Genomic DNA, 1552 nt, shown 5'->3' with positions numbered 1-1552 from the left:
CAGCCGCGCCGAGGCGCCCCAAGCCCCCGAGCCCGCGGCCGAGCCGGAGAAGCCCGAGCCGCAGGAGCTCATCGACCGGCTCATCGACCGGCTCAAGGAGATGGGGCTGGGCAAAGAGGTGGCCCGCGTCGTGATGAAGTACCAGGGCTACGGCAAGAACCTCGACGAGACCCGCCAGCTCTACGGTGAGCTGCGCGCGCTGCTCAAAGGGAAGCCATGATCAAGGTCATCGCCATCGGCGACCTGCACGCGGAGTTCCCCCGGCTGTGGCGGGCGCTGCGCGGGGCCTACCTCGCCGGCGACGACTTTTTGCCCACCGAGCCCGTGCAGGAGGGCCGCTTCCGCGTGGTGCTGATGGGCGACCTCATGCACCCCAAGACCCTCGAGCACTACAGGCGCCTCACCGGCCTCGACGACTTCTCCCCCGCCGACCCCGCCCACCTGCGCATGGCGGCCAAGGCCCAGATCCGCGAGATGTACCGCGTCAAGCGCTACCAGGAGGCCGCGCCCGAGCACGTGACCATCCTGCTGGGCAACCACGACCACGCCGCCGCCACCGGCGACTTCGTGCTGGGCAACGCCTACCTCGAGCACCACGAGTTCCACCCCGAGCACGGCGGCGTCGAGATGCCCGAAGACCTCAAGGCCTGGCTGCTCTCCTTCCCCGCCGAGGTCAACCTCTACGGCGTCAACTTCTCGCACGTGGGCCCGGTCCCCTGGCTCCAGACCTACGACGCGATGTTCTACAACGGGCGCGAGGCCAAGGAGTGGTGGCAGCACAACCCCGACTACGTCACCCGCATGGGCCACAGGTTCGGGGTCTACGGCCACACCGTCATGAAGGAGGGCATCCAGGTCTTCGAGCGCCTCGCCCTCATCGACGCCTTCGACCAGGACCAGTACCTCGAGCTCTACCTCGACGACGACCACCTCGAGGTGCAGGTCGCCCACGTGCAGCCCCTGACCCTGCAATGAACCTCACCTCCCTCTCCACCGTTCGGGAGCTGCTCGAGCGGCACGGGCTGCGGGCCGACAAGCGCTTCGGCCAGAACTTCCTCGTTGACGCGCACTACCTCCGGCGCATCGTCGAGGCGGTGGGCTTCGCCCCGGGCGAGACGGTGTGGGAGGTGGGGCCGGGCCTGGGCACCCTCACGCGGGCGCTGGCCCTGGCGGGGGCCAAGGTGGTGACCCTGGAGATGGACCGGCGCCTGGAGCCCGTCCACGCCGAGACCCTGGCCGGGCTCGACGTGAGGGTGATCTGGGGCGACGCGCTGGAGTTCGACTGGACCCAGGTGCCCCCGCAGAGCCTCTTCGCCGCCAACCTCCCCTACAACGTCGCCACCCCCCTCCTGACCGAGCTGCTGCGCTCGGGGCGCTTCCGCCGCATCGTGGCGCTGGTGCAGAAGGAGGTGGCCCAGCGCATGGTGGCCCGGCCCGGCAGCCCCGCCTACGGCGTGCTGAGCCTGCGCGTGCAGCACCACGCCGAGGCCAGGAAGCTCTTCGACCTCCCCCCCGGCGTCTTCCACCCCGCCCCCAAGGTCACCAGCTCGCT

Annotated in this window: 2 protein-coding genes and 1 pseudogene; all 3 read left to right on the top strand. The window is 70.2% G+C overall.

Annotated features, from left to right (window positions below):
- Positions 1 to 220: pseudogene (locus Mterra_RS21160) on the top strand (Rad52/Rad22 family DNA repair protein); the annotation flags it as partial.
- Positions 217 to 975 (top strand): metallophosphoesterase, encoded by a 759-nt coding sequence (locus Mterra_RS21155; RefSeq protein ID WP_176582570.1) that lies wholly within the window; start codon positions 217 to 219, stop codon positions 973 to 975. The pseudogene Mterra_RS21160 and the gene Mterra_RS21155, both read left to right, overlap by 4 nt.
- Positions 972 to 1552: 16S rRNA (adenine(1518)-N(6)/adenine(1519)-N(6))-dimethyltransferase RsmA (gene rsmA / locus Mterra_RS21150; protein WP_119316865.1), on the top strand; the 581-nt coding region annotated here is incomplete at its 3' end. The genes Mterra_RS21155 and rsmA, both read left to right, overlap by 4 nt.

Source organism: Calidithermus terrae, from assembly GCF_003574345.1.
Classification (GTDB): domain Bacteria; phylum Deinococcota; class Deinococci; order Deinococcales; family Thermaceae; genus Calidithermus; species Calidithermus chliarophilus.
The sequence above is the reverse complement of the archived record's forward strand: the minus strand, read 5'-3'. Positions and strand labels throughout refer to the sequence as shown.